This is a genomic window from Micromonospora sp. NPDC002717, assembly GCF_040295705.1.
Lineage (GTDB): Bacteria > Actinomycetota > Actinomycetes > Mycobacteriales > Micromonosporaceae > Micromonospora.
Genome location: NZ_JBEOVW010000022.1, coordinates 52,181 through 78,563 on the forward strand (window position 1 = coordinate 52,181; position 26,383 = coordinate 78,563).

Annotated in this window: 21 protein-coding genes; 15 read left to right on the plus strand and 6 right to left on the minus strand. The window is 71.9% G+C overall.

Annotation, left to right across the window (positions count from 1 at the left end; all coding sequences use genetic code 11):
- The first annotated feature begins 148 nt into the window (after window positions 1-148).
- From ABT006_RS26455 to ABT006_RS26495, 9 genes are all read left to right on the plus strand, one after another.
- On the plus strand, window positions 149-634 hold the full coding sequence (locus ABT006_RS26455) for a hypothetical protein (RefSeq protein WP_350710638.1): 486 nt from the start codon (window positions 149-151) through the stop codon (window positions 632-634).
- Between the two features lie 33 nt (window positions 635-667).
- A complete protein-coding gene (locus ABT006_RS26460) occupies window positions 668-1,558 on the plus strand; it encodes a tetratricopeptide repeat protein (RefSeq protein WP_350710640.1) in 891 nt (296 codons plus the stop codon).
- A 154-nt stretch (window positions 1,559-1,712) separates the two neighbouring features.
- Entirely contained in the window at window positions 1,713-2,618 is a 906-nt protein-coding gene (locus tag ABT006_RS26465; RefSeq protein ID WP_350710642.1) for a hypothetical protein, read from the plus strand.
- Window positions 2,619-2,627: 9 nt separating this feature from the next.
- The gene (locus ABT006_RS26470) at window positions 2,628-3,821 is read left to right on the plus strand and encodes a sensor histidine kinase (RefSeq protein WP_350710644.1); all 1,194 of its coding nucleotides are present in this window, start codon (window positions 2,628-2,630) and stop codon (window positions 3,819-3,821) included.
- On the plus strand, window positions 3,818-4,480 hold the full coding sequence (locus ABT006_RS26475; RefSeq protein ID WP_350710646.1) for a response regulator: 663 nt from the start codon (window positions 3,818-3,820) through the stop codon (window positions 4,478-4,480). The genes ABT006_RS26470 and ABT006_RS26475 overlap by 4 nt, the downstream gene beginning before the upstream one ends.
- Before the next feature lie 273 nt (window positions 4,481-4,753).
- Complete coding sequence (locus ABT006_RS26480; protein ID WP_350710648.1) at window positions 4,754-6,655, plus strand: serine/threonine protein kinase; 1,902 nt, start codon at window positions 4,754-4,756, stop codon at window positions 6,653-6,655.
- Window positions 6,652-9,054, plus strand: a complete 2,403-nt coding sequence (locus tag ABT006_RS26485) for an FHA domain-containing protein (protein ID WP_350710650.1) — start codon at window positions 6,652-6,654, stop codon at window positions 9,052-9,054. The genes ABT006_RS26480 and ABT006_RS26485 overlap by 4 nt, the downstream gene beginning before the upstream one ends.
- Window positions 9,051-9,695, plus strand: a complete 645-nt coding sequence (locus tag ABT006_RS26490) for a hypothetical protein (protein WP_350710652.1) — start codon at window positions 9,051-9,053, stop codon at window positions 9,693-9,695. Before ABT006_RS26485 ends, ABT006_RS26490 begins: the two co-directional genes overlap by 4 nt.
- 185 nt (window positions 9,696-9,880) lie before the next feature.
- A complete protein-coding gene (locus ABT006_RS26495) occupies window positions 9,881-10,492 on the plus strand; it encodes a hypothetical protein (protein ID WP_350710654.1) in 612 nt (203 codons plus the stop codon).
- A gap of 67 nt (window positions 10,493-10,559) precedes the next feature.
- Here ABT006_RS26495 and ABT006_RS26500 read toward each other — a convergent pair whose 3' ends face one another.
- Entirely contained in the window at window positions 10,560-11,954 is a 1,395-nt protein-coding gene (locus ABT006_RS26500; protein ID WP_350710656.1) for a serine hydrolase domain-containing protein, read from the minus strand.
- A gap of 534 nt (window positions 11,955-12,488) precedes the next feature.
- Between ABT006_RS26500 and ABT006_RS26505 the strand changes: the two genes are divergently transcribed.
- Window positions 12,489-13,244 carry a class I SAM-dependent DNA methyltransferase gene (locus ABT006_RS26505; protein ID WP_350710658.1) on the plus strand — a complete coding sequence of 252 codons (756 nt, stop codon included), beginning with the start codon at window positions 12,489-12,491 and terminating at the stop codon, window positions 13,242-13,244.
- A 99-nt stretch (window positions 13,245-13,343) separates the two neighbouring features.
- Here the strand turns inward: ABT006_RS26505 and ABT006_RS26510 are convergent, their stop codons facing one another.
- Both ABT006_RS26510 and ABT006_RS26515 read right to left on the minus strand, forming a co-directional pair.
- Window positions 13,344-14,375, minus strand: coding sequence for a questin oxidase family protein (locus ABT006_RS26510; protein WP_350710660.1), 1,032 nt, complete (start codon window positions 14,373-14,375; stop codon window positions 13,344-13,346).
- Window positions 14,376-14,455: 80 nt separating this feature from the next.
- Entirely contained in the window at window positions 14,456-16,576 is a 2,121-nt protein-coding gene (locus ABT006_RS26515; protein ID WP_350710662.1) for an amylo-alpha-1,6-glucosidase, read from the minus strand.
- Between the two features lie 157 nt (window positions 16,577-16,733).
- Here ABT006_RS26515 and ABT006_RS26520 point away from each other — a divergent pair, with 157 nt between their 5' ends.
- The 4 genes from ABT006_RS26520 (at window position 16,734) to ABT006_RS26535 (ending at window position 21,073) form a co-directional block, all read left to right on the plus strand.
- Window positions 16,734-17,714 (plus strand): LacI family DNA-binding transcriptional regulator, encoded by a 981-nt coding sequence (locus ABT006_RS26520; protein ID WP_350710664.1) that lies wholly within the window; start codon window positions 16,734-16,736, stop codon window positions 17,712-17,714.
- A 26-nt stretch (window positions 17,715-17,740) separates the two neighbouring features.
- The gene (locus ABT006_RS26525) at window positions 17,741-18,991 is read left to right on the plus strand and encodes a sugar ABC transporter substrate-binding protein (RefSeq protein ID WP_350710666.1); all 1,251 of its coding nucleotides are present in this window, start codon (window positions 17,741-17,743) and stop codon (window positions 18,989-18,991) included.
- A 67-nt stretch (window positions 18,992-19,058) separates the two neighbouring features.
- Window positions 19,059-20,186 (plus strand): carbohydrate ABC transporter permease, encoded by a 1,128-nt coding sequence (locus tag ABT006_RS26530; RefSeq protein ID WP_350710668.1) that lies wholly within the window; start codon window positions 19,059-19,061, stop codon window positions 20,184-20,186.
- The gene (locus tag ABT006_RS26535; protein ID WP_350710670.1) at window positions 20,183-21,073 is read left to right on the plus strand and encodes a carbohydrate ABC transporter permease; all 891 of its coding nucleotides are present in this window, start codon (window positions 20,183-20,185) and stop codon (window positions 21,071-21,073) included. Before ABT006_RS26530 ends, ABT006_RS26535 begins: the two co-directional genes overlap by 4 nt.
- Before the next feature lie 145 nt (window positions 21,074-21,218).
- Here ABT006_RS26535 and ABT006_RS26540 read toward each other — a convergent pair whose 3' ends face one another.
- Complete coding sequence (locus ABT006_RS26540) at window positions 21,219-22,889, minus strand: glycoside hydrolase domain-containing protein (protein ID WP_502891024.1); 1,671 nt, start codon at window positions 22,887-22,889, stop codon at window positions 21,219-21,221.
- Between the two features lie 124 nt (window positions 22,890-23,013).
- Window positions 23,014-24,231 carry an MFS transporter gene (locus tag ABT006_RS26545; protein ID WP_350710672.1) on the minus strand — a complete coding sequence of 406 codons (1,218 nt, stop codon included), beginning with the start codon at window positions 24,229-24,231 and terminating at the stop codon, window positions 23,014-23,016.
- A gap of 65 nt (window positions 24,232-24,296) precedes the next feature.
- On the opposite strand from ABT006_RS26545, the gene ABT006_RS26550 reads away from it, so the two are divergent.
- Entirely contained in the window at window positions 24,297-25,289 is a 993-nt protein-coding gene (locus tag ABT006_RS26550) for a helix-turn-helix domain-containing protein (RefSeq protein ID WP_350710674.1), read from the plus strand.
- 157 nt (window positions 25,290-25,446) lie between these two features.
- Here the strand turns inward: ABT006_RS26550 and ABT006_RS26555 are convergent, their stop codons facing one another.
- Window positions 25,447-26,232 carry a DeoR/GlpR family DNA-binding transcription regulator gene (locus ABT006_RS26555; RefSeq protein WP_350710676.1) on the minus strand — a complete coding sequence of 262 codons (786 nt, stop codon included), beginning with the start codon at window positions 26,230-26,232 and terminating at the stop codon, window positions 25,447-25,449.
- Between the last annotated feature and the right edge of the window lie 151 nt (window positions 26,233-26,383).

A 26,383-nucleotide genomic window follows, 5' to 3' on the forward strand; every position in this document is an offset into this window, starting at 1 on the left:
TGGTACTGGTCCAGGCCGGCTCCGTTCTTGAGGAGCCGATGAGAGTGTGGCTATCTGTTCAGCCCGGACCCGCCGCGTCGCTGCCGGGGAGCATCGCGCTGCCCAGCCAGTCAGGTCAGGCGTTGGTGGGCGGGTGGAGGATGTCGACATGACCACGACCGTGTCTCGTCCTGGCATCGGCCTACTGACCCTCGAACGCGGGCCCGGCGATCTCTCCGTATGGCGACCCCAACAGCCGGTCACGAGCTCGGCCTACCGCGCCCCGATCGCGGTCAACATCCTGCTCGACGGCGTCGACGACCTCGACCACGTCGATCTGCCAATGATCGCCCGCGTGCTCGACGACATCGATCACTACCTGGTGGCAGGGCTTCGCTTCGTGCACGCCACGATGCTGACCGATCCGGCCTGGTTCGGCTTGGCCGAGGACGAGCTCGATCCCTACCGGGAAGTCCCTGCCGAGGAGCTTCCGCTGGACAACCCGCAGCTCAACTTCTACACCGACAGCGAATGGATCCTGCACTTCCAGGAGGGGCGCTTTGCCGTCTGCGACCCCTACGGCCTGGCTGTGATATTCGCTCAGCACCGGCCGGTACGGCTGGAAGACCTGAGCGACGCCGAGGAAATCGACTGATTCGCAGAGCATCCGCTGTCGTATCGTGCCGGCATGATCGACGAGCCGACTGATCCGGACGATCGCCCCGAGTGGCTGGTCGAGCAGGGGCGGGTGGACGAGGCGATCACGGTTCTCGAAGCCCGGGCCAGCGGCGGGGACTGGCTGGACGTGGAACGCCTGACCGATCTGCTGATGGAGCATGGCCGCGTCGAGGAGGCGGAGGCGCGTTGGCGGGCGGCCATCGAGGCCGGTCTGCCTCGGGCGTACGGCGGCCTCGCGAACCTGCTGGCGGATGCGGGCCGGACCGACGAGGCAATCGCCGGGTGGCGGGCGGCGGTGGAGGCGGGTGAGCCAGAAGCCCGGGCCCGTCTCGCCGCGTTGCTCGCCAGGACCGGCCGGATCGACGAGGCCATCGGCGAGTACCAGACGGCGATCGCGGCTGGTGACGCGGCGGCGGGCGTCCGGCTGGCCAAGGTGTATGCCCGGGCGGGCCGGCTGGACGAGGCGGTCCGCGCCTATCGGTCAGCGATCGGCGGGGAGGGTGTTTCTCGATGGCCGCTGGGCGCGCTGTTGGAGAAGCTGGGCCGCGCCGACGAGGCGGTAGCCGCCTACCAGGCTGCCGTTGACGCGGGCGAGGGGCACGTTCGCGTGCGGCTGCTGGCGGCCCAGGGCCGCCTGGAGGAGGCGACTCAGCTCGTCCGCGACACGCTGGCCGAGCCGGGGCACAACTCTTCGTACCGGCAGCTTGGCTGGCTGTTGACCGAACAGCGGCGCTTCGAGGAAATCGAGGCCGAGGCACTGCTGCTCAAGGACGACAACCTGGTAGGGCTGTCGTATCTTCTCGCCGGCGCCAAGCAGTCCGCGAACTACCACGAGAACTGTCCAGCCGACTGCAAGGGCAGCACCCGGGTGGTGCGACACCTCCCAGGGACGCGGGGATGAGGTGCGGCGGGCCCTGAGCCGGGCGGGACGTGGACGAGCGGGGACGTGCCGTATCACCAGCGGCATACATGTCCTGGCTTCGCGGCAGATGTCGACTCGACCGCTGGTGGGCGATCGTCGGAGCTGACCGTTTCGACGACCCGACGGAGATGCCATGCCCACGTACGCCCGGTCCCGCCTGCCTGACGCTGCTGGCCTTGCCTGCGTCGCCGCCCTGGCGATCGCACTCACTCGGGCCGCCCTGCCGGCAGCTGACGGCTACACGAAGGGTTTCGCCCCCTGGTGGGTTCCCGCGGTCGGCGCCCTGTTCGGCGTCGGTGCCGCGCTGGCCATGCGGCGGCGGCCCGGTTCGGTCCGGATACCACGCCTGGCGGTGCTGGCCACCGCGTGGTCGGCACTCGTCCTGCTGATCTGGTCGGCCGGCGGCATTGTCTTCGACGCGCTGCGGGCGCTGGCAGTGCTCGGTGTGCCAGGGCTGCCACCGGTCGTCGACTGGCCGGGGTTCATGGCTCGCGCCGCAGCGCTCGCGGCCGGGGCACTGCTGGCCGCAGCCGCCCTCCGCCATGCCAGGGCCACCGGCGCAAACCGCGCCCCGAAGGTCTGGCCCGGCTATGCGGCAGCCGCACTGGTCCTGCCGTACCCGGCCCTGAAGGTCTACTGGGCGATGGGTGGCGAGTTGGCGCGGCAGGCGGTGGGCTCGGTTTCTCTCGAGGGCTTCCCCGTCATGGAGCTGGTCGTCTTCGGGGTAGCCGGCGGGATCGCCCTTGCGCTGGTACAGCCGTGGGGTCGGTTCCTGCCACGCTGGATGCTGCTTGCCGCCGGCTGGACCGCGACCGGTGTGCTGCTCAGCATGGGGGCGCTGGCCGGGCTCGGCGCCCTGGCGCAGGCGATGGGCGTGGTCGACGGCCCGGTACGGTTCACCGACGGCGGGTGGATTGTGGCCTTCGTGTACGGAACCTGGCTGCTGCTCGGTCTCGCTTTCGGCGCCGCCACGCTCGGATACCAGTGGCGCGCCCAGCCGGCACCCGCGCCGTCCGCCCCCCTGTCGACGGCTGCCTAGGCTGGGGGCATGGCGCGCTGGACGGGGCGAGAGGGCCCGCTGCTGTCGGTGCTGGTCAGCGTCCCGGTTGCGGCCTTGTCGCTGGTCATGGCGTTCGTGTCGCTGCCGGTCGGCCCGGCCGTACCGCTCGGGTTGGGGGTGCTGGGCGCGCATACGGCGCTGCTGGCCCGGCGGGCAGCGCCGCGGGCCGCATTTGGTCTGGTGTGTGTCGCGTTGGCGGTGCAGGCCGCCGTCAGCGGACTGTTCCTGATCATGCCCTCGGTGCTGGTCTTCCCGTTCGCCATCTACTCCCTGGGGGTCTACGCGAGTCGACGCTTTGCCGCAGCTGGCCTGGCCGTGGCGGCCGTCGCCGCGGTGCTGGCCGCTCTGCGCCTCGTCAACGATCCCAGCGTGACGGCGGCTGGACTCCGACCGAACCCGTTCCTGGTATGCGGCTTGTTGGTCGCGGTCGTCGTCGCGGCGTGGATCCTCGGCCTTTACCGCCGCACCCAACTGGCCTACCTCGCGTTGCTCGAGGAGCGGACTCGGCAGGCCGCAGCCGAACAGAAAGAGCGCGCCCGGCGGGCGGTCATCGAGGAGCGGAACCGGATCGCCCGGGACATGCACGACGTTGTCGCGCACTCACTCTCCGTCATTATGAGTCAGGCGAAGGGTGGACAGTTCCTGGTCCGCAGCCAGCCGGAGCGGGCGGCGGAGATACTGGCGACCATCGAGAACGCGGGCCGGCTCGCCCTGACGGACATGCGCGGGCTGCTCGGCGTACTGAGGTCCGCCGAGTCGGACAGCGAAAGCCGGGAGCCCCAGCCGGGGCTGCGGGATCTGCCGCAGCTTCTTGACCGTGTACGGGCCGCGGGCCTGCCGGTCAGCCACCACGAACACGGCGCCGCGCGGCCCGTCACCCCCGGCGCCGAACTGGCGATCTTCCGTACCGTGCAGGAGGCGCTCACCAACACCGTCAAACACGCCGGCCCGGACAGCCGGGCGGTGGTTACGGTGAGCTGGACCGTCGACGGCCTCTCCGTGACGGTCCGCGACCGGGGCAACCGGGACGACGCTGCGGCCGGGACCGGCCACGGCCTGATCGGCATGCGGGAACGGATCGCCGCGGCAGGGGGGTCGATCTCGGCGGGTCCGGCTGACGGCGGCTTCCTGGTGATCGCCCGACTGCCGTACGCGGCGCCGGCGGACGAGGCAGTCGCATGACCATCCGGATGTTCCTCGTCGACGACCAGGACCTGGTACGCGCCGGCGCAGCGATGATGATCGACGCGCAGGACGACATGACCGTGGTCGGCCAGGCGGCCGACGGGGCGCAGGCGCTCCAGGCGCTCGCCGTCACCGCCGCCGACATCGTGCTGATGGACGTCCGGATGCCCCGCGTCGACGGCGTGGCGGCAACCCGTCAACTCCTCGCCGGTCCCGGGCCGAGGCCCAAGGTCATTGTCCTCACCACGTTCGACCTGGACGAGTACGCCTTCGCGGCGCTGCGCGCCGGCGCCAGCGGTTTCCTGCTCAAGGATGCCCCGGCGGCCGAGATGCTCGCCGGCATCCGCGCAGTCCACAACGGTGACGCGGTCATCGCGCCCTCGACCACCCGGCGGTTGCTCGACCGCGTCAGCGTGCACCTACCCGCCTCGCCGTGCGGGCCGGACCCGGCGGCGACCCTCACCCCGCGGGAGCGTGAAGTGTTGCTCCACGTCGCGCGAGGATCTTCGAACGCCGAGATCGCGTCCCGGCTGTTCCTGAGTGCGGGGACAGTGAAGATCCACGTGAGTCGGATCCTGGCCAAGCTCGGCCTGCGCGACCGGGTGCACCTGGTCATCTGGGCATACGAGCACCGGCTCGTCCACCCCGACGCGTGACCCGACAGCCCTGCCACGAAGCCCACCGAACCAGCCGTCCGCGCCTGAGCGGTAGCTGTTCGATCGTCTGATCCGCGAACACGATCCGCTGCGGCGGCGAGAACAGCCGCGTCCGGAGCGGAGACTCGCGGCGAGCGCGCACGTCCCGTCGGTATCTCGGCTTGCGGTCGGCTCCGCCGGATTTGCCGCGTGCCGCGATGGACTTTCCAAGCGGTGCAAGGGCGAAGGCTTGCCATAGGAACAAATTTTGATTCGTCACTACGGTTTGGCACGATGACCTTCGTGTCGGTTGCGCAGCACAGCTACGTGGGACCGCCGGACGCGCCGGACCGGTATGAGCTGATCGAGCGACGCGCCGCTGGTGGCGAGGGGGAGGTCTGGCGCGCTCGCGAGCACCACGGAGATGTGGCGTTCTCATACGCGGTGAAGATCCTCCGGGTGCCGGCGGAGGACCAGACCGACCGCGGCTTGGAGGGCCTTCGGCTACAGGCGGCGTTGGCGACCCAACTCGAACACCCGGCGCTGGTGAAGGTCAAAGAGGTCTTCGTCGGCCCGGCGCCTCATCCGGCTGGAAGATCCACTGCGGACACGTCACCACGGCTGTACTTCGTGATGAAGTGGATCGAAGGCCGCAGCCTCCAGGAAATGCTGGAAACCGGCGGGGTACGCGGGCTGGACATCCTCAAGCCGCTTGAGCCGATCGCCGAGGCCATCGACTACCTGCACAGCGGCCAGGACACCGACGGCATACCGGTTTTGCATCGGGACATCAAACCGGCCAACATCCTGGTCTCCGGCAGCGGACGGGCCTATCTGGTCGATTTCGGCCTGGTCCGGCTGCGTAGCACCAGCGGCACCGCCCGGGTGTACGGCACGGCACCGTTCATGGCACCGGAGTCCCTGGCCCGGGGGGAGTACACCCCGGCCACGGACCGCTACGCCCTCGGCGCGACCGTCTACTACGCGGTGACCAGCGAGATGCCGGTGCCCGGCGACGTCGACGGCATGACCCAGCGGCTCACCGCGGCACTCGGCCCAGGACAGGACCGGGTGATCCGCGGGATCCTGTCGATGGTCGCGGTGACCGCCGAGCGTCGGCCGGCCGCCGCGGCGGCCTGGGTCAACGCCCTGCACGCCGCACCGCTGGAGACCGCGATCGGCGGGGCACCACGACCGTCCCCGCTGCCGCCCACCTCTGGGCCGCCGGGCTCCCCGTTGCCGCCCACCTCCGGCCCGCCGGGCTCTCCGTTGCCGCCCACCCCCGGGCCGTCGAACCACCCGTTGCCGCCCACCTCCGGGCCGCCCGGCTTCCCGCCGTCGGGCAACCCTGCGTCGCCGGGCTACCCGCTGCCGCCCGGCCCACGGCCGTCGGGGGCTCCGGGGCCGCCGGACTATCCGCTGCCGCCCGGCCCACGGCCGGCTCCCGGGCCGCCGGACTACCCGCTGCCGCCCGGCCCCGGGCCGTCCGGCTTTCCCGGGGCGCCCGGCCAGCCCCGGAAGAAGTCCAAAGCCCCGATGATCATCGGAATCGTGGCAACGGTCCTCATGGCCGCCTGCTGCGTACCGTCGCTGTGGAGCCTCAGCCGGGACAGCCTGCCCGGCGGCCTCGGTGCGAGTCCGACCCCCAGCATCGACCGTGCCTCCCCGCCGCCGGCAGTGACCGCACTGGAGCCTGTGCTGCTGTCGGTGGCCGACGTCGTGTCCGCGATGAAGCTCGAAGACCGTGACCCGGTCAAGTCGAGCCCCTCCAACGACGCGCTGCACAACGGCCTGACCAGGCTTGCGCTCTGCTCGGACGGCAACGTTCCCAGTGGCGCGATCGGGGCGCACAGCAGCAACGGCTACTGGGTGACCACCGGCCAGTACCCGTACCTCGGCTCGGCGGTCGCCGGCTTCTACGGGACCGCGGCCGCCCCGTTCCTCGATGCCACCCGCAAGACGGCCGAGCGGTGCGGATGGCGGCCGTTCACGGTGCCGAAGTTGGGTGAGGAGTCGTTCGGGATCACCGTCAGCGGCTCCAACGGCGTCTACGCGATGATCTTCGTCCGCTCGGGCCAGGTGCTCTTCCAGGTCGCGATCCAGAACGACTACGAAGGTGGCAGTCACCAGAGCGACCTGATCAAGATGGCGACGTCGATGGCCAAGCGGTTGCCGAAACCCAGGGCGAACCGATGACCGTCCCCGAGGCAGGTGGCGGCGCGAGCACCACCTTGCTGGTCGGCGTACCCGGTGAGGACGGGGAGCGACGGGTCACCGCGGCCGGCGGGCCGCTGCGGATCGGCCGTGATCCCCTCTGTCCGATCGTCCTGGACGACTCGCGGGCCTCCCGCGAGCACCTGGAAGTCACCTACCGGGCCGGACGGTGGCACCTGCGTGACCTCGCCAGCCGGAACGGCACGTTCCTCGACGGCCGTCCGGTGCACGAGCTGGAGATCAGGGTCGCCTGCGCGGTGCGGCTCGGCAACGCCGTCGACGGTCCGGTGCTCACCTTCCGCCCGGAAGGGTCTCCCGCCGCACCGCCGCCGGTGACCGATTCCGCGCAGCCGCGCCTTTCTACCGAGGTACGGCCGAGCGGGCCCGTATCCGCGGCCGAGCCATCACCTGGTGCACGGTTCGCGCTGGGCCGGACTCCCTCGGCCAGCTACCCGACCGCGGATCGGATCCTGATCGGGCGGGCGCCGGAAAACGACATCGTCCTCGACGACCTGCTGGTCTCCCGCTACCACGCCGACCTTGTCCGGGATGGCGCCGGATTCCGCGTGATCGACCTGGGTACGCGCAACGGCACGTACGTCAACGGGCGGCAGGTCGAGCAGGCGGTGCTGAATCCCGGGGACCTCCTCTCGTTCGGGCACCACCAGATGGTGTTCGACGGCACCGCGCTGCACGACTACGTCGACGCCGGCCGGGTGTCGCTGCGCGCCGAAGGGCTCGGCGTCACAGTCGGCACGCGGAACCTGCTCTCCGGGGTCTCGTTCGAGCTGGACGAGTGCAGTCTGCTCGCGGTGGTCGGCCCGAGCGGTGCCGGCAAGTCGACGCTGCTGGGGGCGCTGACCGGCAACCGCCCGGCGCAGGCCGGCACGGTGCGCTACCAGGACCGCGACCTCTACGCCGAGTACGCCGACCTGCGGCACCGCATCGGCCTGGTGCCGCAGGACGACATCCTGCACCGCCAGCTGACCGTACGCCGCGCGTTGCGCTACGCGGCCGGGCTGCGCTTCGGCGCCGACGTGACGCCTGCGGAGCGGGACCAGCGCATCGACGAGGTACTCGCCCAGCTCGCCCTCACGGCACACGCCGACCAGCGCATCGACACGCTCTCAGGTGGACAGCGCAAGCGCACCTCGGTGGCCCTGGAACTGCTCACCGAGCCCTCGCTCCTCTTCCTCGACGAGCCGACCTCCGGGCTCGACCCGGCGCTGGACCGCGACGTGATGCACGGCCTGCGCGAGCTGGCCGATCGCGGCCGAACCGTCGTGGTGGTGACGCACAGCCCGCTGCACCTGAGCGTGTGCGACCGGGTGCTGGTGCTCGCCCGTGGCGGCAAGGTCGCCTACTTCGGCCCGCCGGACGAGCTGCTCGACTTCTTCGGGGCGGCCGAGTACGCCGACGTGTTCACCGCGGTCGCCGCCGACCCGGACGTCTGGGCCGCCAAGTTCGCGGCCACCCGCCCGCCGGCCAAGACCGCACCGCCGACCGAGCGGACGGCGGCCACCGCGTCACCGCCGCGCCAGGGATGGTGGCGGCAGACGGCGATCCTCGCCCGTCGCACGGTCGCCGTCACCCTCGCCGACCGGCTGTACGCGGCGCTCTCCCTCGGCCTGCCGGTGGGCCTCGCCGCCCTGCTGCACGTGGTTCCCGGCTCCGACGGGCTCGGGCTGCCCGCACAGCCGCCCGGGCGCAGCACCGAGGCCGCCCAACTGCTGGTCATCCTGACCATCGGCGCGGTCTTCATCGGGCTGGCCGGGGGCATCCGGGAGTTCGTCGGGGAGGGTGCGATCTACCGCCGGGAACGGGCGGTGGGCATGGCGCCCGGCGCCTACCTGAGCGCGAAGCTGGCCGTGTTCGCCGTACTGAACGCGTTCCAGGCGGCATTGTTCGTCCTGCTCGGCATGGTGGGCCGGCCGGCGCCACCCGAGGCGCTCGTGCTGGGCGTGCCGCTGGTCGAGTTGATCGCGGTGGTCTGGCTGACCACGCTGGCAGCCACCGTGCTCGGGCTGCTGGTCAGTGTCTACGTGTCCACCAGCGAGCAGACGATGCCGGTGCTGGTCGGGCTCGTGATGGCGCAGCTCGTGCTCTGCGGCGGGCTGTTCGCCGTGGTCGAGCGCGCCGGCATCGAACAGCTCTCCTGGCTTGCCCCGGCTCGCTGGGGCTACGCCGCCGCAGCCGCCACGGTGGACCTGCGCGCCATAATGCTGAAGCCCGCGCCGGACGCACTCTGGGCGCACACCATCGGCGCGTGGAGCTGGGCGATGGCCGTTCTGGCGGGTCAGACCGTACTGCTGGCCGCAGTGGTGCGGTGGGCGCTACGCCGCCACGAGCCCGTACTGGAGAGCCGGAGGAACCGCACGTGAGCCGCCGCAAGGATTCTGCCGCCGCCCTCGAAGCCGTTCTGCGCGACGGCTGGAGCAGTGCGTGCCGGCTGTACGAGCACCTGGCGCGCGGTGGCCAGTTGGTCGCGCTGCCGCCCAGCGGACTGCGGCTGAGCCAGAACGAAACGATCTTCGGCGACACGGTGCTGGGTTACGCACGCTTCTACGGCACCGCCGTGCAGTATCGGGAGAGCAGCCACTTCTGGTTCGGCTCGACGAGCTTCGTGCTCGCCGGCATGGCCGGTGACGCCATCAGCAACGCCAGTGCCCGCAGCCGCGCCCAGGCGATGGCGGCGGTCCAGTGGCGGGACCAGGCGCAGGTGCGGATGATCCTGACCAACCAGCGGCTGCTCGGGGACTACCAGGGCAACATGCTGAGCTTCTGGCACAACGGTGTACTGGAACTCACCGCCGACCTGACCCAGTGGTCGTTCATCCTCCGCTACCAGGAGGGCAATCCGCTGATGCTGCATGGCCCGGCGGCGCCGTGGTACGCGGTCGCGATCGCATGGCTGATCTTCGGCCCGCAGGGCATGCACCTTCCGGCACTCGCACCGATAAGCGCAGCCGTCGCGCAGCGTTCCCGCGCCATCACCGGCGAGGTCGTGCCTGACCAGGTCTAGTCACCCGGTGACACCGTGGTTCGACGTCGCATGGTTGGTGACCGTCATCGCCCGTTCCCATCAGGGGATTCCGAGCATCAACCGGCGCAGCGTGTTGCAGAAAGGCATCGGCGACGTCGGCAGCATGACCTTCGGCGCGTCGCAGTACGTGCTGGGCCACGACGAGAGCTTCGAGGATGTGACAGGTGCTGGAAAACAACATGGCAGCCAAACGCCGGCGCGCGATGGTGTTGGGTGCGTTGGTTGTCGGGGGTCTGCTGATCGTGGGCGTGTTGGCGCGGCCTGCGGACACGGCGCAGCGGACGGGGAACGCCCAACCCTCCCCGTCGCAGGCGGTAGCCATGCGTCTCGACAAGCCCGAAAAGTTCCTGAGTGGCTGGCCGGAGTCGAAGAACCGAAAGTGGCGGAATGCGGCGCAGCAGAGCGTGGGCGCCTTGAAGACGCTTCTTGACGGCGACGCCACCAGCGCGGTCGCAACTGCTTACACCACTGCGGATGACAAGTACACGATTGTCGTGAGCGGAGTGTCCGGCAAGGTGCCGAACCCGACTGCGGCACTCGACCGCATCTTCGCGACACTGCCGAGGTTGTCCGAGGTCAAGCCCACGCGGCCCGGCCCGATGGGCGGTGAAGCGCGCTGCGGCAAGGGAGAGGATCAGGGCGTCTGGGTCAACACCTGCGCCTGGGCGGACGACTACAGCATCGGCATGGTGGCCTTCATCGGCTTTCCGCAGACAGGCGATCCGGACGACATGTTTGTGCGGGCACGATCCCAGATCGAGCACCCGGTCGCCTGAGGTCATGGGATGGGGCGGACAGCCGCATCGGCCACCCGCCCATCCGTGCTCGTCACGATCGTCGGCGTTACCCGGCGAGCATCTCGGCCGGGACGACCCCAACGGGTGCGGCGTGCCCGCCGGCAGCGCGGCGGGCCCGAACCAGAGCCCAGACCCGGGTCATCATGACGCTCACATTGGTGATCGCAGCGACCGCCGTCCAGACGACCAGCGGCAGCGTGTAGTACGCCAACTGCACGAATGTGACGTCCCGTCCGCCGCCCACGACCTGACCGAGCAGGTCGGGCAGCATCACCAGCAACGCCATCGGCACCAGCCGTGGCACCAGCCGCATGACCGGCTGCCAGAGTGGCCTGACGGCGAAGCGGCGCGCCCACTCGCCGCTGCGGCGAAGGTTGCGCACGCCCAACGCCGAGCTGACCAACGTGAAGCCGGCCAGCACAAGGTCGATGATCAGCCGCAGGGCTGCAGGCTCCTGCGGGCTGTCGCCGCTCACCAACTCCGCGATGGCGTCCGCCAGCTGATCGGTGCCCTCGTTGCCCAGGCCGATGCCGCTGTTGCCCAGCACCGCGACGCCATAGCCGGACGGCAGCAGCAGCTGGCTGGCGGTGAAGGTGAACCACACGCCGTTGTGGCGGACCCAGCCGTTGTCGTCACGATCCCAGCCCAGGCCGTAGGTCGAGCCCGAGCCGGACGACGTGTGCATGGCGGTGATGCTCGATGCGGAAACCAGGCGCGCACCGCTGGCCGCAACACCGCCGCTGTTCTGCATGATCAGCCACTGGGCCATGTCCGCCGCGGTGGCGATCACCCCGTCAGAGCCCGCCACGAACCGCTTCGGCTCGGCCGCAGGGACCGTCGCCCCGTACGCGTACACGTGACCCTCACGCACCTGCTCCGGCAGGTCGCCCGGGGTCTGATCAATGCTGACGGTGGACCGCATACCCACTGGCTCGAACACCCGATCGCGCAGGTAGTCCGCGAACGGCTTCCCGGAGACCACCTCGACCAGCCGCGCCGCGAGGTGATAGTTCGTGTTCGTGTACGCGTACCTGGTGCCGGGATCGGCCGCCAGGGTGGCCGCGCGCGCCCGCTGCTGCGCGGCCGCGAGCGAGTCCGGCTGCCGCAGGCTCTTCTCCCGTAGCGTGCGGTCGGTGATCCCGGAGGTCTGATTCAGCAACTCCCGCACCGTGACTCGTGCCCCGCGGGCGTCGTCGATCTGGAAGTCCGGTAGGTACCGGCGAACGGGCGCGTCCAGCTCCACCTTCCCCGCCTCCACCAGCTGCATTACCGCCAGGGCAGTGAACGACTTGCTGACGGACGCGACCGGCATCGGCGTCGTCGCGGTCACCGCCGCGCCGGACGCGTCGTGACCATGACCGCCGACATGCAGCACCCGATCTCCCCTGGTGATCGCCACGGCGATCCCCGGATACCCGGCCCTGCTCGCGAAGTCCTCCACGACCCGCTCCACCGCTGCGGCATCCACGGCGTCGTCGCCGCCCGCATCAGCGGCCAGCGCGGGGCCGGAGCCCACAGAAACCGCCAAGCCCGTGGCCGCCGCCAGAACGGTTCCCCGCCACCAGCAGAAACTGTCCGCCCTCACCGCGTGCTCCGATCATCTCGATTGACGTCGGCCACGCTACGAATCGCGCCCTGCCAGCACAGGATCCGATCGACAGCAACCACCCCTGACTTTCGTCAGGGCCTGGGCACGCGCCGGACGGCAACGGGCTGTCGGCGCGGGCGCTCTCACCGCCCTCATTCGTTGTGCGACAGACCGTGCGATCGCGAGGACCGACTCAGCGAATCCGAACAGCATCTGCGGGGAAGGCGGTCTTGACGACCGTCGGGAGACGAGACAGTGCACAGTGGACATCGGGCGACGGGGCCGATCGGGGATGAGGTGTGGTGGCGGCTTCAGCCGCCGGGAGGCGGTCGTGGCCCCTTCGAAAATGGGTGGCATGACCAGAGGAAGGCGGGCAGGCTTGCGCCCGTGACGAGCAGCGACCTGTGGGACGAGGACACCGCGGAGCGGTACGACGACCTCGCGGCCGAGATGTTCGCCCCCCAGGTGCTCGACCCCGCTGTGGACTTCCTCGCCCGGTTGGCGGGTTCCGGCCCCGCGTTGGAGTTCGCGATCGGCACGGGGCGGGTGGCGATCCCGCTCTCCGCCCGAGGCGTCTCGGTGACCGGGATCGAGCTGTCGCAGCCGATGGTCGACCGGCTGCGGCGCAAGGTGCCCGCGGAGGAGTTGCCGGTCGTCGTCGGTGACATGGCCACGACGACCGCCCCCGGCCGGTTCTCGCTCGTGTACGTGGTGTGGAACAGCATCGGCAACCTGCGCACCCAGGACGAGCAGGTGCGGTGCTTCCGTAACGCTGCCCGGCACCTGTCGCCGGGTGGTCGCTTCGTTGTCGAGCTGTGGGTGCCGGGTATCCGGCGGTTCCCGCCAGGGCAGGCGGCGGTGCCGTTCGAGGTGACCGACCGGCATGTCGGCTTCGACACCTACGACATGGTCACGCAGCAGGGGACCTCTCACCACTACCGGCGGCTGGACGACGGGAGCATTCGCTACGGCCACAGCAACTTCCGCTACATCTGGCCTGCCGAGTGCGACCTCATGGCGCGGCTGGCCGGCTTGACGCTGGAGCAGCGGGTGGCGGACTGGAACGGCGCTCCCTTCACGTCCGACAGCGAGAGCCACGTGTCGGTCTGGCGCAAGCCACTCGACGCCGCCGAGGAGGGCTAGCCGAGCCCGGCGGCTTCCGGGAGGCAGTGAGCGTATCGAATCCAGCGGCCCAGGCGCGGGCGCGGAGCGAGGTCGCGGCGGCACGTGCGCCGGGAGTTCTCAGTCGGCGGCGATCTGGCGGACGGAGTGGATCGCCAGGCCGATCGTCGCGGGGTTGCCGGTGCGGGCGTGCGTGTCGATGGCCGTGTCGGCGAACTTGATCGCGTGGGCGTCGCCGGTAGCGGCGGCCAGGGACATCAGCTCGGCAGCCTGCGTCGCCGGCGTTGCATCAGGAGGGCGTGCCACGGCGGGGGAGTACGCGGCGGTGACGGCGGCTGCCGCCGCCCACGCAGCTGCCAGGCTCGGCCTCCACAGCGCCGGTGGCAGAGCGGGCAGGGTCCGCAGGACCGCGTGGGGAGCGGTCGCCGCGTGTACGAGCATGACGGGGTTGGCGTATCCGTGGTGGGCATGGCGGGTGACGGCGGCCTCGACGACGGCTGCCAGCCGTGCGAGAACCTGATCCTCGGCACGCCCGGGTACGGCGCCGGCAGCGGCCGGCCACTCGGGCAGGTCGGCGAGCTGGGCGAGACGGGCGCGGATGCCGAACCGTTGGTCGGGGACCCTCGGGACGGCATCCAGCGCCGAGCGCGGATCGGTCGATGGGTAGGGGCCGACGCCCGGCGGGGCGAGCGGCTGCCATCGGGCGGCCCAGTAGGCGAGGCCGTGGCCCAACTCGGCGACACGTGCGCCGGTCTGCGCGTCGAGCAGGGCGCGGACGGCATGGCCGACCCGGATCACGCCGTGGGTGGCGCCGGCGGCGATGCCGGGAAGCAGGCGGGGCCACCAGCGGGCCAGCACCTCGCGCCACGGGCCGAGGGTCAGCTCGCGGTCGAAGTAGTCGAGCCAGTCCCCGGTGCGGCTGGGATCACCGAGGGGGTCACGCCACTCGTCGGCGGCGATGGGGGCGATTCCTCTCGGCCGCGGCTCCAGGCGGCCCAGGTGGGCGTCCAGCCACCGGTGGACGAGATCCCCGTACCCGTGACGGACCAGGACTTCGGCGACCATCGGCGCGTGGTTGGACAACCAGCCGTCGCGCTCCGGGCCGGTGCGTTGGAGTCGTGCGAACGCCTCGTCGAGGATCCCGTCTGCCATGTCCACGATGCTGCGACCTGAACCGCGCTTGAGGTCAAGCCCGCCGCTCGCTGCGCAGGCCGGAGGTAGGCGGAAACGGGTCAGCGGGAAGCCGCACGGGTCCGCGAGCCGTCGGACGGGCGCGGCTGCGGGACGCGGGCGGGGATCACGGTGAGGGCACGAGGGAGGTCGACGACGGTCGTCCGTCCGGTGCCGTCGACGGCGACGGTGACCGCGTGGTTGGCGAGGCGGAGGCCGGTGACCGACAGTGCGCCGAGTTCGGGCCCGGCCAGCGGGGCGAGTCGGACCGTGCCGGCCGGAACGTCCGGGTAGAGGCCCAGGGCGGCCTGGAGCAGCAGCACCGCGCTCGCCGCCGACCATGCCTGCGGGTGGCAGGCGGCGGGGTAGGGGACCGGGCGGCCGAGTACCGACCGGTCGTCACCGCCGTACAGCTCCGGTAGCCGGTAGTCGAACGCCTCGGCGGCCCCGAGCAGCCCTTCGGCGAGGCCGCGCGCGGCTTCCGTGAAGCCGGCCCGGGCCAGCCCCGCGAGCACGATCGCCGTGTCGTGGGACCAGACAGACCCGCAGTGGTACGACAGCGGGCTGAACCCGGCGTCGTCGGTGGACATGGTGCGCAGCCCGAACCCGCCGGCCATCGCGTTGCCGGTGAGCAGGCGGGCGACCTGCGCCTCCTCGGCGGCGTCGAGCAGGCCGGTGCCGAGCAGGTGGCCGATGTTGCTGGTCAGTGAGTCGACGGGGCGCTTGTCCCGGTCCAGTGCCAGCGCCGGTCGGGGGCCCTGCGGGCCGCCGTCGACCCAGAAGGCGGCGCGGAAGCGGTCGGCCAGCCGCTGCGCGTGGCCCCGCCAGCGGTCCGCCCCCGGGCGGCCGAAGGCATCCAGCAGGGCCGCCCCGTTGACCGCCGCCTCGTGCGCGTACCCCTGCACCTCGGCCAGCACGATGGGTGCCGTCGCCAGCCGGCCGTCACGGAACCGGACCGCGTCGCCGGAATCCTTCCAGCCCTGGTTGGACAGCCCGTGACCGGTGCTGTCCACGTACTCGACCAGGCCGTCGCCGTCGGCGTCGGCGTGCTCGCCGAGCCAGCCCAGGGCCGCCTCCAGGTGCGGCAGCAGCGGCTCGACCTGGTCGTCGGCCAGGCCCCAGCGCCAGGCGTCGTGCAGCAGGTTGACCCACAGCAGGGTGGCGTCGACGGTGCCGTAGTACGCCGGCGGCAGCCGCAGCCGGTGGTCGGGCAGGGCGAACTCGTGCCGGCGCAGTTCGTGCAGGATCTTGCCGGGGGCCTCGCCGGTGCCCGGGTCGACCCGGGTGCCCTGCCGGCGGGCGAGCACCCGCAGCGTGCCGGCGGCCAGGTCGGTGCCGAGCGGCAGCATCATCCGGGCGGCCCAGAGGCTGTCCCGCCCGAAGAGGGTGAGGAACCAGGGCACCCCGGCGCCGAGGAAGACGTCCTGTGGCGCGCCCGGGTCGGCGAGGCGCAGCCCGCGCAGATCGTCCAGGCTGCGGCGCAGGAGCCGGGTCAGTCGGCGGTCGTCGGCGTGGACGTCGGGCTCGGACCAGTTGGGTTTGCCGGGCGGGCAGACCACCACCGCGCGCGGGTCCTCGACGGTCAGTCGCCAGCGCAGCGTGACGGTGTCGCCGGGAGCCAGTTCCACCGGCCAGGACAGCCGTGGCGCGGTGGCCCGGTCGGCGACGACGTCGGCGCCCTCGCCGACGACCGTCACCACGATGCCGTCCGCCGCCCACGTGAGCTCGCCGGGCCGCCCGGTCCGGGCCGCCAGCGGCTGCGTCGTCGCGCCGGACTTGACCAGCTCGATCGGGGCGAGGTCGCAGCCGAGGTCGACGCTGACGACGGCCTTGACCGCGACCGTGGCGGTCGAGACGATGCGCACCTCCTCGCTGAGCCCGCGCGGGTCGAGCCGCCGTGTCCGGTCGAGCCGGACGGTCGGGTCGGGGGTGGGGTCGCCGAGCCAGCGGGCCAGGCCGACGAAGCGGGCGCCGTGCGGCTCGACCGCGCCGCGGGCCACCGCCTCCGGCTCGCGGTCGTCGACCCGCAACTCGGCCCGGGAGAGCACCCGGGCGTCGGCGTGGAAGACACCCTGGACGCCGGCCGGGCGGATCTGCCCGGCCGCGTCCCCCAGCGCGCTGGTGGGGGCGAGGACCACCGCCACCAGGTCGTGCAGCAGGGGTTGCAGGTGGCGTTCGATCACGACTCGACTCCAGATCCTTCTCGGACGGACCGATGTCTTGACAGGCGGTCCTCGGGCGGTGCAAAGTGCGAAACATTCCTGGAACTTGAACGATCAAATCTTGCCGTACGGGGCTTGGATCGTTCAAGACGGCGAGAGGCATGAAGTGGCCGAAAAAGTGACCATCGCGACCGTTGCCCGGCGCGCCCGGGTCAGCCGGCAGACCGTGTCCAACGTGCTCAACGCCCCGCACATCGTGCGCGAGGAAACCCGGCGGCGGGTGCAGGAGGCGATTGACGCCCTGGGCTACCGGGCCAACCAGGCCGCCCGGCAGATGCGCACCGGCCGGTCCCGGCTGATCGCGGTCCGCATCGAACCCACCCGGGACGGGATCAACGGCTCCGTGCTCGACCGGTTCCTGCACGGCCTCACCGAGACCGCCGAGACCGCCGGCTACCGGATCATGCTCTACACCGCCACCGACGTCGACCGCGAGATCGTCGCCTACGACGACCTGCTCGGCGCGTACGACCTCGACGCCTTCGTCCTGACCGGCACCGACCACGGCGACCCGCGGACGGCCTGGCTCGCCGGACGTGGCGTGCCCTTCGTGACCTTCGGCCGGCCCTGGGACGCTCCCGACGCGCACCCCTGGGTCGACGTCGACGGCGCGGCCGGTACCGCGCAGGCCACCGCCTACCTGCTGGCGGCCGGTCACCGGCGGATCGCCTTCGTCGGTTGGCCGGCCGGCTCCGGCGTGGGCGACGACCGCCGCGCCGGTTGGCACGCGACGCTGGCCGCCGCAGGGGTCGACCCGGGCGGGCTGGACCGGGAGACCGTGGACGGCATCGCCGAGGGTGGGCAGGTCGCCCGGGACCTGCTCGGCGGCGCCGCACCGCCGACCGCCCTGGTCTGTGCCAGCGACTCCCTCGCCCTGGGCGCCCTTCAGGCAGTCCGGGCCGCCGAACCGGCCGTGCCGGTGATCGGCTTCGACGACACCCCGGTCGCCGCCGCGATCGGGCTGAGCAGCGTCAGCCAACCCCTCGGCGAGGCCGCGGCCCGCTGCGTGGACCTGCTCACCGCCGTCCTCGACGGGCCCCACCGCACCCCCGACCACGTGTTGCTCCAGCCCTCACTGGTCCTGCGACACACCGCCTGACCCCCGTCCCCCACCAGGAGAACCAGATGGCAACCCGATCCCTCACCCGGGTGGCAGTGGCCGGCATCGCCGCCGTCACCTTCCTCGCCTCCGCCGCCTGTGGCAGCGGCTTCGACGACTCCTCCGGCGACACCCCACAGTCCAGCGGCCCGGCCAACCTGCAGATCCTGATCGGGTCCTCCGGCGACGCCGAGACCAAGGCCGTCCAGGAGGCCGCGGCGAAGTGGGCGTCGTCGTCGGGCAACCAGGCCACGGTCACCCCGGCCCAGGACCTCACCCAACAGCTCGGCCAGGCCCTCGCCGGCGGCACCCCGCCGGACGTCTTCTACGTCGACGCCGCCCGGTTCGCCGACTACGCCAGTGTCGGTGCCCTGGAGCCGTACGGCGACAAGATCAGCAACCCGGACGACTTCCACGAGAGCCTCCGCACCACCTTCACCTACGACGGCAGGCTCTACTGCGCGCCGAAGGACTTCTCCACCCTCGCCCTCCAGATCAACACCGACCTGTGGGCCAGGGCCGGCCTCACCGACTCGGACGTGCCCACCACCTGGGACCAGTTCACCGCCACCGCCGAGAAGATCAAGGCCAAGGGCCTTGTCCCGCTCGCCCTCGGTGACACGCGGGACCGCATCGGCGCGTTCATGGTGCAGAACGGCGGCTGGCTGATGAGCAAGGACGGCAAGCAGGCCACCGCCGACACCCCGGAGAACCTGGCCGCCCTCCAGTACGTCAAGAAGATGCTCACCGACGGCCTCGCCCGCTACCCGAAGCAGCTCGACGCCGGCTGGTCGGGTGAGGCGTTCGGCAAGGGCAAGGCCGTCATGACCATCGAGGGCAACTGGCTCAAGGGCGCCTTGCAGAACGACTTCCCGAACGTGAAGTACAAGGTCGTGGAGTTGCCCGCCGGCCCGAAGGGGAAGGGCACGCTCTCCTTCACCCAGTGCTGGGGCGTCGCGGCCAAGTCGAAGCACAAGGAGCAGGCGATCAGGTTCGTCGAGGCGATGACCGCCGGCGAACAGCAGATGGCCTTCGCCAAGGCGTTCGGCGTCATGCCGTCCCGCCAGTCCGTGCGCGACCAGTACACCAGCGCCTTCCCGGCGGACAAGCCCTTCATCGACGGTGCCGCGTACGCCCAGGGCCCGGTGAACGCCCCCAAGATGGACAGTGTCCTCACCGACCTCGAGGCCGGCCTCCAGGGCCTGGCCGCCGGGGACCCGAAGGCCGTGCTGGCCAACTTCGACAAGAACGCCAAGGCGGCGCTCGGCGGTAACTGAGGTGCACCGCGGGGGCGCCGCCGGCCGGCGGCGCCCCCGCGGTCAGCCACGAGTCGAAGGAGGGGAGTTGGCAACCGAAGCACTGGCGGCGCCCGCCGCCGCGACCGCCGGCCCGCCCCGCCGCCCGGGCCGCGGCGTCCGGAGCGGGGAGAATCTCGCCGGCTGGCTCTTCGTGGCGCCGGTCGTCGTCATCCTCGGGCTGTTCCTGCTGCTGCCGATCCTGATGGCGCTCTGGGTGAGCCTGACCGACTGGAACGGCCAGGGCAGCCCGTTCACCGCCGACGTCCCGTTCGTCGGCACGGAGAACTACACCCGGCTGTTCACCGAGGACGGGCTCGCCCGCCGGGACCTGATGACCAGCATCCGGAACAACATCTACTACGTGGCGATCGTCGTGCCGGCGCAGACGCTGCTCGCCCTCGGGCTCGCGCTGGTGGTCGACAACCGGATGCTGAAGGGGAAGGCATTCTTCCGGACCGCGTTCTACTTCCCGTCGGTGACCAGTTCGGTCGCGATCAGCGTGGTCTTCCTGTTCCTGTTCGCCAACTCCGGCGCGGTCAACAACCTGCTGGGCGTCTTCGGCGTCGACGGGCCGCAGTGGTTCGCCGACTCGCGCGGGGTGCTGCACCTGCTCTTCGGCGCGGTCGGCGTGGATGCCGCGCCCGCCGCCCTGACCGGCGGCGGCCCCCTCGGGTTGAGTTGGTGGGAGTGGCTCTCCGGGCCGAGCGTCGCGATGGTGTCGATCATCGCGCTGGTGGTCTGGACGACCTCTGGGACGTTCATGCTGATGTTCCTCGCCGCGCTGCAGGGCGTCCCGGTGGCGCTCGACGAGGCGAGCATCCTCGACGGCGCGACCCGCTGGCAGCGGTTCCGGCACGTCACCCTGCCGCTGATCAAGCCCACCACGTTCCTGGTGCTCACCCTCGGCCTGATCGGCTCCTGGCAGGTCTTCGACCAGGTGTACGTGATGAGCCAGGGCGAGCCGGCGAAGACCACGCTCACTCCGGCGTACCTGTCGTACCGGACGGCGTTCCGGGACTTCGAGTACGGCTCCGGCGCGGCGATCTCGTTCGTGCTGTTCCTGATCATCATCGTGCTCACCCTGGTCCAGCGCCGGGTGATGGCCGACCGGGACGCCGAGGGCCGCCGGCGCGGCTGGCGGCGTCGCCGCGTACCGGAAGGGGGCCGCAGATGACCGCGCTGACCGACCGGCCGCCGGTCGCGGCGCCCGCCCGTCGCGGCGGCCCCGCCGCCCGCACCCTGGCCACCCGTTTCCTGGGGTACGCCACCCTGGTCTTCTTCGGGCTGGTCTTCCTCTACCCGTTCGTGATCCAGATCGGCAACTCGCTCAAGACCGAGCCCGACGCGGCGGCCAACCCGCTCTCGCCGGTCCCGGACCCGCTGACGCTGGCCGGCTTCGAACGGATCTTCGCCGGCACCAACTTCCCGCTCTGGCTCGGCAACTCGCTGTTGGTCACCGTGCTGGTCACCCTCGGCCGGGTCTTCTTCGCCTCGCTCGCCGGGTACGCGCTGGCCCGGCTGCGTTTCCGCGGCCGCGGCGGCCTCTTCGCCGCGATCATCGCCGTGATGGCGGTGCCCTCCGTCGTCCTGCTGATCCCGAAGTTCCTGGTGCTCAACCAACTGGGCATGTACAACAGCTACGCCGGGCTGATCGTGCCGCTGCTCGCCGACGCGGCCGGCGTGTTCATCATGAAGCAGTTCTTCGAGTCCATCCCTGTGAGTGTGGAGGAGGCGGCCCGCATCGACGGTGCGAGCGTCTTCCGGACCTTCTGGTCCGTGGTGCTGCCGATGGCGAAGCCGGCCCTGATCACGCTGACGATCCTGTCGTTCCAGGGCTCCTGGAACGAGTTCCCGCACAGCCTGGTCGCCGTGCAGGATCCTGACCTGTTCACCCTGCCGCGCGGCCTGGCCGACCTCGTCAGCGGCTCGCTCGGCAAGGGCACGCAGTACCCGCTCAAGCTGGGAGCGGCGCTGCTGGCCACCATCCCGGTGGCGATCATCTTCGTCGTCTTCCAGCGGTACTTCGTGCGCGACGCCAACGAGGGGGCCGACAAGGTCTGACGCGAGCGGGACCACGCGACGGGGTGGTGGAGCGGGTCGTCACCCGGACAGGACAAGTGACTGCCGATGCCATGCCGGTGCTCCTGCTGGCCCCTCACCGGTCCACCGGCACGGTGCCGGTGGACCGGTGGTGGCCGCGAACTGCTCAGGCGCGGGTGATGCGGACCGCGTCGGCGACGACGTAGCCCGTGCCGCTGGTCCACCGGCTCACGCCGACCTTGTCGCCGTCGCCGGCGGCCAGCGTGAACACGCCGAGCGACACCCACCGGCCGCCGTTGAGGCGCTGGTTGACCCGTACCGACTGGTTGCCGCTGGTGGTGGCCACGATGTACGGGGTCGAGTCGTTGTAGCCGGAGGCGGCGGGGTACCAGACCGAGACCTCGTACGCGCCGGTCTCGGGCAGGTTCGCCTTGTACCAGGCCACGTCGCTGGCGGAGACCGGGTCGGCGAACCGGTAGTCGGGACCGATCCGCTGGCTGGAATAGGTCGAGGTCCCCCAGTTCGCGCTCGCCGTGAACCGACCCGCGGTGGTGTTGTCGACCGTGACGCTGAACTCCTGCGGCGGCGTAGTACCGGCCGAGACGTCGAGGTAGTCGCGGTCGATGTAGATCCGCACCCCGCCCCAGGTCTCGTAGCTGTCCCCGGTGTACTGGTGGATCCGCTGACGGTTGGCGTAGTGCCCGTCCGGGCAGTAGCTGCCGGCGTCGGTGTCCGCCACGCCGTTCCACCAGGCGAAGAAGAGGTGGTCGACGCGGGTGTACCGGGGGTCGTCGTAGGCGGCGCACAGGTCCCGGACACCGGAGGAGCCGCTGGAGTACATGCCCGAGAGGTAGCCGAGCGCGTGGAGCCGTTCGGTCCAGCCGGACAGGTACGAGAGCACCGCCGCCTTGCACGACTCGCTCGACGGGTAGTGCTCGATGTCGTTGTAGATCACGCTTCCGGCGGGGATGCCCAGCGCGCTGGCCGCGTTCACCGCGCTGGTCGCCCGGGTGGCGCCCTGCGACCGGGCCGTGGCCGGGTCGTACGACATCTTCGGCGTGCGGGTGCCGCACGGGGCCTGGTAGTCCAGCTCGATGGGGATCAGGTGCCAGCCCTTGTTGGTCTGGTTGGTCACCCAGGTCGCCGTCAGGTTGGCCTGGGTGCAGGACCGGCTGGCGCCGCTGATGTAGATGCCGACCGCACGGTACGGCGAGCTGTTGCGCCACGCGTCCATGGTCGACTGGGCCGGGGCGGTGCACGTGTCGAAGCCCTTGCCGGTGTAGGTGCCCGGCTGCGGACCGGCCGCCGCCAGCGGCGCCACCGAGGTCGGCCCGGCGGCCGTGCGTGCGAGGTCCAGGGGCGCCGGCGTGGCGCCCCGACCGAGGCTGGCGGAGGCCAGGATGCGGCGGACCGTCGACTCGGTGTCCGGCGTGTGGGCGGCCGTGACGAGGACGCCGGCGTCGCGCACCGCGACCTGGATGGTGCCGTCGCGCGACAGCGGGGCGTCCACGGTCGCCCGGCCCGTCGTCGTGACGGCGGTGTCCGCCGTGAGGCGGTCGGCGGTGACGGCGTCGATCGGTTCGATGACGAGTCCCGCCGTGCGCCCGACCAGGCCGGAGGGGCACCAGGGCTCGTCGCCGGGGTGGCCCAGGTAGACGGTGGGCCGGTCGAACCGGACGCAGGCGTGGGGGTCCTCGGCCAGGTCGACGACCTGCCATCCGGCGGGTACCGCCACCCGGTAGCCGCGGTAGCTGACGGTCCGGTCCTCGGTGGGGGCCGCCCAGGTCGGGGTCACCGCCCCCACCGAACCGACGATGGCGACCGTGAGGCTCGCCATGATCCTTCTTATCGTCATCGAAGCCTCACTGTGGGGAAGAATTTTGCCGGCAGGTGAACGGCCTTGCAAAATTTCTACCAGTCGCGGGCGGGTATAGCCAGAGACCAATCTCGATGCTCGACCTTCAGCGTGGCGGGGAGAGGACACGCCACAGCGCCAGCGTCGCCGCGAGCGACGCGCCGCCGGCCAGCGCCATCACCGCGCCGGGAAGGAGCACGTCGCTCAGGGCGCCGCCGGCCGCGGCGGCCAGTCCCTGGGTCGCCATCAGGCCGGCGCTGAGCAGCCCGAAGGCCTGACCGCGACGGGCCTCCGGAACGGCGTCGAGGAACCGCTGGGCCAGTCCGAGCTGGTAGGCGAAGCCCGCGGTGGCCACCGCGAAGAGGGCCGCCGCCGGCCACAGGCCCGGCCGGGCGGCGAAGACCAGCATGGGTACGCCGAGCAGCAGCGCGAGCCAGGGTGTCCACGCCTCCCGGCGGGCGGGGGCGACGAACCGCCCGACCAGCAGGTTCCCGACGAGCATCCCGGACGCGGCGGCCATCAACAGCACGCCCGCGCTGGCGTCCGGCCCGAGACCGGCGGCGTACGGCACGGCGACGCCCTCCGCCCCGACCAGCAGCGAGCCGGGCAGCCACTGCGCCAGCAGCAGCCCGCGGATCCGCCGGTCGGCGAGCAGCGCCCGGTTGACCCGCCAGGTCTCCCGGACCGCCCCGGAACCGTCCGGCCGTGCGCGGGGCGGTCGCGCCGCGAGCCCGGCGCGGGCGAGCAGGGCCGAGACGGCACACGTCGCGGCGGCCACCCACAGCGCGCCGTACGGGCCGATCCAACCGAGCAGGAGCCCGCCGAGGGCGAACCCGGCCACCTGGGTGCCGCCCGCCGCGACGGTGAGCAGGGACCGCCCGAGCACGTACGTGTCGCCCGGCAGCACCTCCGGCAGCAGCGCCGAGCGCGCGGCGCTGCCGACCGGGGCCAGCAGGCCGACGGCCGCGGCCAGGACCAGCATGCCTGCCGGGGAGAGCGCCCCGAGGGCAAGGACCACCACCAGGGCGAGCCGGAGCAGGTCGTACCCGACGATCACCGCGCGCGGAGGCCACCGGTCGGCGAGCGCGAGCATGAACAGCCCACCCAGCGCGTGGGGCAGGAACCCGGTCACGTACGCCAGGGCGGCGAGCAGCCCCGAGCCGGTGCGCTCGTAGACGAGCACGGACAGGGCGAGCATCTTCACCGTCTCGCCGATCATGAACACGCCGAAGCTGCCGAGGAGCACCCGGAACTCGGCGACGGCGAAGGCGTCGCGGTAGGCGGCGGGTCGCCCGGCGCCGGTTCTGGCGGAGGTGGTGGTCACCCGGGCATCGTGCGGGCCGTTCCGGTGGCCGGCCTATCCTTTCGCTGTCGGACGAAAGGTGCGGTGTGCGGATCGAGGTGACCCTGGCCGACGTGGCGGCGAGCCGCTACGCCATCTCCCCGCTGGGCGAGGCGGTGGCGGCACTGCGGCTCTGCGCCGGGCAGAACCCCGCCTCCGTGCTGGCGCCGTGGGTGGCCCGGGCGCGACCGGGGTACCAGCGGCTGCGGCGGGAGTTGCCGGCAGTGGGTGCGCTGCTGGCGTTGCTGCGCCGCGGCGGCTACAACGCGGACTTCATCCAGCCACCACCGGACGGCACCGGGCGGGACTTCGCCGACGAACTGGCCGTGGTGCGGGCGACCCCGCTCGCGCAGGCCCGCGGCGAACTGGCCCGCAACCTCGCCGGTCCACGCGGCACCCCACCGGCGTACGCTCGCCGGATCTACGACTCGCCCCACGTGGTGGACCTGCTCGCGGACGCGATCGAGGCCGCCTGGGCGACCCTGGTCGAGCCGGACTGGCCCCGCCTGCGCGCAGTCCTCGAACGGGACCTGCTGCACCGGGCCGGCCGGCTCCTCGCGTACGGCTGGGGGGCGGCCGTCGCCGACCTGGACCCCCGGCTGCGGTGGGCGCCCGGCGGGGCCGTCGGGGCGATCGAGGTCGCCGACGGCGACCCGGGCGTCCGCCGACTCGACGGCCGGGGCCTGCTCTTCGTCCCCACGGTCTTCGGCACCATGATCACCTACGTCGACCCGCCGTGGCCGTTCGCCGTCGTCTACCGGGCCTCGGGGGTGGCGGAACTGCTGGGGCCGCCCGACCCGGCCCGGCCGGAGGACGCGCTGGACCGGCTGGTCGGACAGGGGCGGGCGGCGGTGCTGCGGGCGCTGGCCGCGCCCGCCACCACCAGCCAGCTCGCCGCCCAGCTCGGGGCCAGCCTGGGCGGGGTGGGCGGCCATCTGGCGGTGCTGCGCGACGCCGGGCTGGTGGCCCGTGCCCGCACCGGCCGCACGGTGCTCTACCGGCGCACCCCGCTCGGTGAGGCGCTCGCGGGGCGTGGGTGAACAGGGCCGGCGCACCTGGCTGCCCCGGCCGTCGTCCCTGCCCGTGCGGCGACACCTCGGCCGCGCCACCGGCCGCCGGGCGCGCCGGGAGGCGACAGACCGCGGCCGGGCCGCCGGAGGGCGCCGTGGTGTCGGCCGACCCCGGTGACGCGGCGGGTCAGGCCCGCACCACGGTCACTCCGGCCTGGGCCAGGAGCGCCGCCTGCTCGTCGTCCGCACCGGTGTCGGTGACCAGGGTGTCGATCTCGCCGACGGTGCAGATGCGCGCGAACGCGCGCCGGCCCAGCTTCGAGCCGTCCGCCACCACGATCGCGCGGGCCGCGGTGGCCAGCATGGTGTGGTTGACGGCCGCCTCGCCGTCGTGGTGCGCGCTCGCCCCGTGCCGGTGGTCGATCGCGTCCACCCCGATCACCGCGACGTCCAGCGCCACCCCGTCGAGCATCGTCGCGGCGATGGGACCGACCAGCTCGTACGAGTGGGGCCGGGCCGTCCCTCCCGTGAGGACCACCCGGATGTGCGGGCGGACGATGAGCTCGTTGGCGATGTTGAGCGCGTTGGTGACCACCGTCAGCGCCGGTGCGCGGCTGTCGGCGGCCAGGTCGACGCGCAGCGCCAGGGCGCGGGCGACCTCCGTCGCGGTGGTGCCGCCGTTGATGCCGACGGTGGAGTGCGGGGCGATCATGGCCGCGGCGGCCTCGCCGATGCGCTGCTTCTCCGGTGCGTGCCGGCCCGCTTTGTAGCGCAGCGGCAGATCGTAGGTGACGTTGCTCGCGGCGGCGCCGCCCCTGGTCCGCGTGACCAGCTGCTGGGCGGCGAGCTCGTCGAAGTCGCGGCGCACCGTCGCGCCACTGACCCGCAGCGCTGCGGCGGTCGTCTCGATGTCCAGCTGGCCCTGCTCGGCCAGCATCTCGAGCAGCCTGTTCCACCGTTCGTAGCGGTTCATCGTCGCGCACTCCGGTCCCTGGACGCATCCGGCGGACAACCCTATCGGCTCGCCCGCCGTGCCCGGCCCACCTTGACCGGTGCCGCCCGTCGTCGTAGCGTCCTGCAACAAGTTGCAAATTTACGGCACTTTTATTGCATGAGGTGACAGT

Bases quoted from the DNA above. Each gene is read 5' to 3' on its own strand.
- ABT006_RS26455 (WP_350710638.1), top strand. From the start codon at position 149: ATGACCACGACCGTGTCTCGTCCTGGCATCGGCCTACTGACCCTCGAA.
- ABT006_RS26460 (WP_350710640.1), top strand. From the start codon at position 668: ATGATCGACGAGCCGACTGATCCGGACGATCGCCCCGAGTGGCTGGTC.
- ABT006_RS26465 (WP_350710642.1), top strand. From the start codon at position 1,713: ATGCCCACGTACGCCCGGTCCCGCCTGCCTGACGCTGCTGGCCTTGCC.
- ABT006_RS26470 (WP_350710644.1), top strand. From the start codon at position 2,628: ATGGCGCGCTGGACGGGGCGAGAGGGCCCGCTGCTGTCGGTGCTGGTC.
- ABT006_RS26475 (WP_350710646.1), top strand. From the start codon at position 3,818: ATGACCATCCGGATGTTCCTCGTCGACGACCAGGACCTGGTACGCGCC.
- ABT006_RS26480 (WP_350710648.1), top strand. From the start codon at position 4,754: ATGACCTTCGTGTCGGTTGCGCAGCACAGCTACGTGGGACCGCCGGAC.
- ABT006_RS26485 (WP_350710650.1), top strand. From the start codon at position 6,652: ATGACCGTCCCCGAGGCAGGTGGCGGCGCGAGCACCACCTTGCTGGTC.
- ABT006_RS26510 (WP_350710660.1), bottom strand. From the start codon at position 14,375: ATGGCAGACGGGATCCTCGACGAGGCGTTCGCACGACTCCAACGCACC.
- ABT006_RS26525 (WP_350710666.1), top strand. From the start codon at position 17,741: ATGGCAACCCGATCCCTCACCCGGGTGGCAGTGGCCGGCATCGCCGCC.
- ABT006_RS26535 (WP_350710670.1), top strand. From the start codon at position 20,183: ATGACCGCGCTGACCGACCGGCCGCCGGTCGCGGCGCCCGCCCGTCGC.
- ABT006_RS26540 (WP_502891024.1), bottom strand. From the start codon at position 22,889: ATGGCGAGCCTCACGGTCGCCATCGTCGGTTCGGTGGGGGCGGTGACC.
- ABT006_RS26555 (WP_350710676.1), bottom strand. From the start codon at position 26,232: ATGAACCGCTACGAACGGTGGAACAGGCTGCTCGAGATGCTGGCCGAG.